The organism is Paenibacillus timonensis (genome assembly GCF_022427145.1).
Lineage (GTDB): Bacteria > Bacillota > Bacilli > Paenibacillales > Paenibacillaceae > Fontibacillus > Fontibacillus timonensis.
The window spans coordinates 40,018-46,059 of sequence record NZ_JAKSXN010000044.1; the positions used below are offsets into that span (position 1 = coordinate 40,018).

Below are 6,042 nucleotides of genomic sequence, written 5' to 3' on the forward strand. Positions count from 1 at the left end.
ATAGACCAACGTCCCCCCTTAATATACGCGAAATCCCTCTTTTTGCATAGAAAGAGCCTGTGGCCGAGCGCGCGGGAGAAAGGGCTTAAGCCTTGGACAATCATCCAAGAATATTAATCTACAAATGAGTAGGATATCGTATAGTGCGAGAAAGGGGATGGTGTCATGGCGGGAAGACAATTGGCCAACAAATGGCTCAAGACCGAGGCGCTTCTAAGCAACGCGGACGTGGCCGCCCACATACCGCAAACCCGATTGTACGGTGCCGATTCGTTAAGAAGCATGCTGCATCAGTTCGGCATGGTCGTGATTAAGCCGCTCCGCGGCGGCGGGGGCTACGGCGTGATCAAGGTGACCTATGCCGGAGGCGTTTATGCTTATACCTATATGTCGCGGAGACATGGATTCGGAAGCTTTGAGTCGATGTTCCGGGCATTAAATCGCGTGAAGGTTGGACGCAAGTACATGATTCAGCAAGGGATTCACTTGGCCCGGATCGCCGGTCGGCCGATTGACTACCGGGTGAAGGTCGTGAAGGAGAACGGAGCTTGGGTATACCGCTCGATGGTTGGCCGGTTAGCCCGTCCCGGGCTGTTCGTGACCAATTTGTGCAAGGGCGGCACGATGCTCAGCGCACGCGAGGGGCTCAGCCGATCATTAAGCCGCAGAGCCGCCGGACGTAAACGGAGGGAAATGCGCTCATTGACCAATACGTGCGTGCAAATCCTGGAGACCCGGTTTCCGGGCATTGGACAGCTGGGTTTTGATTATGGCGTAGACCGGGGCGGCAAGATCTGGATTTTTGAAGTCAATACGCGGCCGCAATAAGCTCGGAAAGTCGAACAATAAAAAAATTTTTGGAGAAATATGGGAACAAATGTCCTGTGAATAACTTTTGTCCACATTATCCCATTAGTTTTTTCAACGCTTTTCGATAATTACTAACACGTTATTCACAGGATTTCCACAAGCGTTTGTGGATAACCGGAGCACTTGTTCTACTAAACTTTTCCTGTTATGATAAGGAAAATACTAGAAAGGATGTGTTATCAATGGCGCTGTTAACGAATGAGTTGCTCCTGGAATCCTATCAGAAGGCGACCGAACTGCAATTGGATCGGGAGTTTATCGCACTGCTGTTAGCAGAAATCCGCAAACGCGAATTAGAGCTTGCCGCGCCGTCCGTTCTGCACTGATTGTGGACAACCTGGCTATCCCCCAGTTTAATTATGAAGTTATCCCCAAACATCAAGGCGCCTGCCAGGCGTTGACATGATATATATAAGCTTCATGACAATGCGGACATTGCACGACATGTTCGCAGCCGGAAGGAATACGCACGGAGATAGCTGAAGTATATTGGTCAGCGGAGCCGTAAGGGCTGTAAGGCCCGGCGTAGTCTTCTTTTTTTCCCGCATTCTCCAGAACGTATCCGCAATCGGGGCAGGTGGCGGTCATAGCAGCCAAGCCGTTGCATAACGGGCATATAAATGGCAAAGGGTATCTCTCCTTTACGGCATAATCTTCCGTAAAGTTAAGATACCCTTTTCTTTGTCAGAACATGTAAAACGCGAAGCGCCTCTATATAACTACAGCTTCATGTTGCTGCTGTGTCCCGGAGACAGCTTCGCTTCCGGATCGATGTAGACCTTGGCATTGTTGACCGCTGTCGGCGCTTCGCCAAATCCTACCGCAATGAGGTCCAATTTGCCGGGATATGTCGTAATGTCACCCGCGGCAAAGATGCCGGGAATCGAGCTTTCCATCCGAGAATCGACGACAATGGCGTTGCCTTCGATGTCGAGACCCCATTCAGCGATGGGTCCCAGGGAGGAGACGAACCCAAAATTGACGATAACGTCGTCCACGGCGATCTCTTGGGTTTCTTTCGTCTTTACGTCTGCCAGTGTGACGCGCTCGATTCGCTCGTCGCCATGCAGCTCCGCGATTTCCGTAGGCGTAATGACCTGCACCCGGGAAGCCATCAGTCTCTCAACGCTATGCTCATGCGCCCGGAATTTGTCGCGGCGATGGATCAACGTGACCTGCTCGGCAATCGGCTCCAGCATCAGCGCCCAGTCGACAGCGGAATCACCGCCGCCGCTGATCAAAACTTTCTTCCCGCTGAACCGGTTCATGTCACTGACGAAATAGTGCAGATTGGTTTTCTCAAAACGGGAGGCGTTCTCCTGTTCAAGACGGCGCGGTTCGAAGGCGCCAACTCCCGCGGTAATGATCAAAGCACGCGCATAGTGCACGTCCTTGTCGGTCGTCACCACAAAATGGCGATCCTCTTTCTTCTCGATCTGCAGCACCCGTTCCTCCAGACGAATGTCCGGCTCAAACAGCTTTAACTGCTCATTCAAGTTGTTGATCAGCTCCTGGCCCGTCACTTTAGGAAAGCCGGCCACGTCATAAATATATTTCTCAGGGTAGAGGGCAGCAACTTGACCCCCAAGCTGAGGCATACTTTCGATCAGTTTGACGGAAGCTTTTCTCATTCCGCCGTAAAATGCGGCAAACATGCCCGCCGGTCCGCCCCCGATAATCAGGAGATCAGTGAATTCGGCGTTGTTTTGGGATGACACGGGCCAAACACCTCCAGATGGTTTCTTTTTCTTTAGCTATAATGTCAATTCTACTTTATTATAATCGTCACACCCCTACTTGCAAAGGTAAGATCAAAACTGTCGAAAATATGGAAAATAATCCGTTGAAAGTCCTATAGTTACAGGTAAAATAAGACTTGATCTTTTAGGCAAAAGTCGATATCATTCAAATGTATGCACTCATATTTGTGACGAAAAAAGTACATTTATGATTATACGACAGAAGGCTTTTGATCATCCTACAAATAAGGGTTAAACTAAGTTGTGACAAATGTCTCTGATTACATGAAACGGTGGAATATGGTACGAAAGAATGGTTTTTTATGTGTTAATTTTCACATTGCGTTTTTTGGTTTAATTCAAATATAGAGTGTGCAAAATTGGAAGGAGAACAAATACATGAGTACCATACCCAAAATTGTAATTCTTGGTGCGGGTTATGGCGGCATTCTTACCGCGCAGCGGCTGCAGAAAGAGTTGAATTACAATGAAGCGGACGTCACCCTGGTGAATCGGCACGACTATCATTATTTTACGACACATCTGCATATGCCGGCTGCCGGGACAGACTCCATCGAACATACCCGAGTGGCGATTTCCAAATTAATTGACGAATTCAAAATCGACCTTGTGAAATCGAACGTACAGGAAATTCGTCTGGCCGACAAGAAGGTCGTGCTGCAGGACGGAACGCTTTCTTACGATTATCTGATAATCGCGCTGGGCGGCGAGCCGGAATCTTTTGGCATTCCAGGGTTAACGGAATATGCGATGACGATCCGCAGCATCAATTCCGTTCGCCTGATCCGTCAGCATATCGAATATCAATTTGCAATGTACAAAATGGACGAAAGCCGGACCGACCGCCTGAACTTTGTGGTCGGCGGCGCAGGCTTCAGCGGCATCGAGTTCGTGGCCGAGTTGGCCGACCGGATCCCGCAGCTGTGCAAGGAATACGACGTGGATCCGAACTTCGTGAATGTGTACAATGTTGAAGCTGCGCCAACGGCTTTGCCGGGCTTTGATCCTGAGCTGGTGGAGTACGCGATGGACGTGCTGAAGAAGAAGGGCGTTCAGTTCAAAATCGGCGTAGCGATCAAGGAATGCACGCCGGATGGTGTTATTTTGGCCACCGGTGAAGAAATTAAGTCGCAAACGGTCGTTTGGACCGGAGGAATCCGGGGCAACCGTCTGATCGAGGCGGCAGGCTTCGAGACCGCGCGCGGACGGGTGAAAATCGACGATTATTTGCGCGCACCCGGCCATGACAACGTGTTTATCATTGGAGATAACTCGCTGATGTTCAATCCGGAGGGTCGTCCGTACCCACCAACAGCGCAAATCGCGATGCAGCAAGGAGTAACTTGCGCACAAAACGTGGTGGCGTCGATCCGCGGCAAGGACCTCAAGAAATTTGTGTTCAGCAACAAAGGAACGGTGGCTTCGCTTGGCAAAGGGGAAGCTGTTGCCAGCGCATTTGGCAAGAAGTACAAAGGCTGGGTTGCAGCTCAATTGAAGAAGTTGGTCGATATGCGTTATCTCTTCATTATCGGCGGGATTCCGCTCGTACTGAAAAAAGGAAGATTCTTCTGAGATGCGTCATTGCAGCGTACAGGTTCGGGGACTGCTAACACGGGAGGAACTGGATCGCTATAACGCCTTGATGGAAGTGGGCTCTTATCTGGAATCGCAGCAGCAATACGATTTCGCTTATACGGTCCAGAAGGAAGTTGACCTTCTCATTCTGCCGGCCATCGAACGTTTGAAGGAGAAGAGCCGTGATCGCGATCGGGCAACGGCGGAGTTCTTGAAATCGCTAGAGGCCGAACAAGAAGGAAAAGAATAGAAAAGGGTGTGCCGCTCATTGGAGCAGGCACACCCTTCTTTAGTTGTGTGAGTTACAGCTTTAGCATATCGTCTAACCGTTCGGCATTTAACAGGTTGCCAACATAAAAGGCACCAAATTCGCCATAACGCGCGCTGACTTCGTCAAATCGCATTTCATAGACCAGCTTCTTGAACTGCAGCGCGTCATCGGAGAACAAAGTCACGCCCCATTCCCAGTCGTCGAGGCCGACGGAGCCGGTAATGATTTGCTTCACTTTGCCGGCATAGCTGCGGCCGATCAGGCCGTGGCTACGCATCATCTCGCGACGCTCGTCCATCGACAGCATGTACCAGTTATCGTTCAGCTCCCGCTTCTTGTTCATCGGGTAGAAGCAAATATGGTTGGATTTCGGAAGGATCGGCTGCAACCGCGCCATCACCTCGGGGTTCGCCTTCGGGTCACCGCCGCCGGAAGCAAGATAATTACTTAACTCAACAACGCTGACGTAAGAGTATGCTCTGCTCGTATACTCAGCAAAGGTCGTTTTGTTGAAGGCCGTTTCCAATGCGTTCAGCTCTTCCAAGCTTTCGCGCAGGTGCATGAACACGATATCGGCTTTCTGGCCGACGATCGAATACACGGCGGTGCTGCCCGTCTTGGATTCTTCCATCTGGTTCCAATCTTTCAGAAACGTGTGCAGCTCCTCCAGAGCTCCAGCGCGCTCCTCGTCATCCGCCGCTTTCCAGGCGGTCCAATCGATGGTGCGGAAATCGTGAAGCGCATACCAACCTTCCAAGGTTAGGGTAGCTTCATTCATGTATATCACTCCTAGATAGATTCTGATCCTCATTCACGAATCGTACATTACGCTTCTTATTGTAGCGCAAGGTGCCTAAACGGGGCAAATCGATTCATCTAATTTTCATGCAAAGTTCATTGCTTCGTTACATAATATCTAGTAAACTAACTACTAGCTTGATTTCGTGTGATTTATGTTATAGTTCGAGCGAGCCTCGTGCTCGTCCAAAGATGTCTTTTGGAATGACCGTTACAATGAAGATTCAAAAAGGCAGGTTAGGAGCACCGAGAAGGTTGGATGAAGCTAGGGACTGAGTAGCGGAGCGTAGTAGTGACTACGTGAGCAACGGAAGGCCCGGCTGAATTCAAGATTCGATGTCGAATATGCGATCTTAAATGCTTCGTGATCCAAAGATGCCTTTTTGAATGACCTTTAGAAGGGTGGGGGAGCGATGGGTTGGCTCATCGTACTGGTGCTGATGGTTTTATTCTTCGTGATGATGTTCGGCATCGGCTTTATTCTGAATATGCTGATGAAAACAACCTGGTTTCCGGCATACGTTTTCATTATCGTGATTTTACCGATTGTGGTGTACACCCTATGGGATCATGATCGGAGCTTTGGCGCTTACCTAGCGTCGTTCCGGCTGGTTGATTATTTGACGGCGTTCGCCGGACTGTGCGGGGCGATTCTGAGTGGGTGGACCATCCGCAAACTGCGGTTAGGCGGTTACAAAATGTTCTAGAAGTTGAACATGCACTTGTAGGAAAATGTTGAAAAGCGCGAGCCTCGTCGAGGGATCACCC

General features: G+C 50.0%; 7 protein-coding genes. 5 read left to right on the forward strand and 2 right to left on the reverse strand.

The window, feature by feature from the left end; genetic code table 11:
- Window positions 1–165 precede the first annotated feature (165 nt).
- Window positions 166–828: a YheC/YheD family protein gene (locus tag MJ257_RS17175; RefSeq protein WP_240270388.1), complete on the forward strand. Its 663-nt coding sequence runs from the start codon at window positions 166–168 to the stop codon at window positions 826–828.
- 224 nt (window positions 829–1,052) lie between these two features.
- Complete coding sequence (sda, locus tag MJ257_RS17180; protein ID WP_155606188.1) at window positions 1,053–1,196, forward strand: sporulation histidine kinase inhibitor Sda; 144 nt, start codon at window positions 1,053–1,055, stop codon at window positions 1,194–1,196.
- A 393-nt stretch (window positions 1,197–1,589) separates the two neighbouring features.
- On the opposite strand, the gene MJ257_RS17185 is transcribed toward sda, so the two are convergent.
- Window positions 1,590–2,588, reverse strand: a complete 999-nt coding sequence (locus tag MJ257_RS17185) for an NAD(P)/FAD-dependent oxidoreductase (protein WP_308193213.1) — start codon at window positions 2,586–2,588, stop codon at window positions 1,590–1,592.
- Between the two features lie 420 nt (window positions 2,589–3,008).
- Here MJ257_RS17185 and MJ257_RS17190 point away from each other — a divergent pair, with 420 nt between their 5' ends.
- Window positions 3,009–4,202: an NAD(P)/FAD-dependent oxidoreductase gene (locus tag MJ257_RS17190; RefSeq protein WP_155606190.1), complete on the forward strand. Its 1,194-nt coding sequence runs from the start codon at window positions 3,009–3,011 to the stop codon at window positions 4,200–4,202.
- A 1-nt stretch (window position 4,203) separates the two neighbouring features.
- Window positions 4,204–4,455, forward strand: coding sequence for a hypothetical protein (locus tag MJ257_RS17195; RefSeq protein ID WP_155606191.1), 252 nt, complete (start codon window positions 4,204–4,206; stop codon window positions 4,453–4,455).
- Between the two features lie 52 nt (window positions 4,456–4,507).
- On the opposite strand, the gene hemQ is transcribed toward MJ257_RS17195, so the two are convergent.
- A complete protein-coding gene (gene hemQ / locus MJ257_RS17200) occupies window positions 4,508–5,254 on the reverse strand; it encodes a hydrogen peroxide-dependent heme synthase (protein WP_155606192.1) in 747 nt (248 codons plus the stop codon).
- A gap of 433 nt (window positions 5,255–5,687) precedes the next feature.
- On the opposite strand from hemQ, the gene MJ257_RS17205 reads away from it, so the two are divergent.
- Window positions 5,688–5,981, forward strand: coding sequence for a YuiB family protein (locus tag MJ257_RS17205; protein WP_155606193.1), 294 nt, complete (start codon window positions 5,688–5,690; stop codon window positions 5,979–5,981).
- Window positions 5,982–6,042: the final 61 nt, after the last annotated feature.

Excerpts from the sequence above, each read along its gene's own strand:
- MJ257_RS17175 (WP_240270388.1), top strand. The coding sequence starts at position 166 with ATGGCGGGAAGACAATTGGCCAACAAATGGCTCAAGACCGAGGCGCTT.
- sda (WP_155606188.1), top strand. The coding sequence starts at position 1,053 with ATGGCGCTGTTAACGAATGAGTTGCTCCTGGAATCCTATCAGAAGGCG.
- MJ257_RS17190 (WP_155606190.1), top strand. The coding sequence starts at position 3,009 with ATGAGTACCATACCCAAAATTGTAATTCTTGGTGCGGGTTATGGCGGC.
- MJ257_RS17195 (WP_155606191.1), top strand. The coding sequence starts at position 4,204 with ATGCGTCATTGCAGCGTACAGGTTCGGGGACTGCTAACACGGGAGGAA.
- hemQ (WP_155606192.1), bottom strand. The coding sequence starts at position 5,254 with ATGAATGAAGCTACCCTAACCTTGGAAGGTTGGTATGCGCTTCACGAT.
- MJ257_RS17205 (WP_155606193.1), top strand. The coding sequence starts at position 5,688 with ATGGGTTGGCTCATCGTACTGGTGCTGATGGTTTTATTCTTCGTGATG.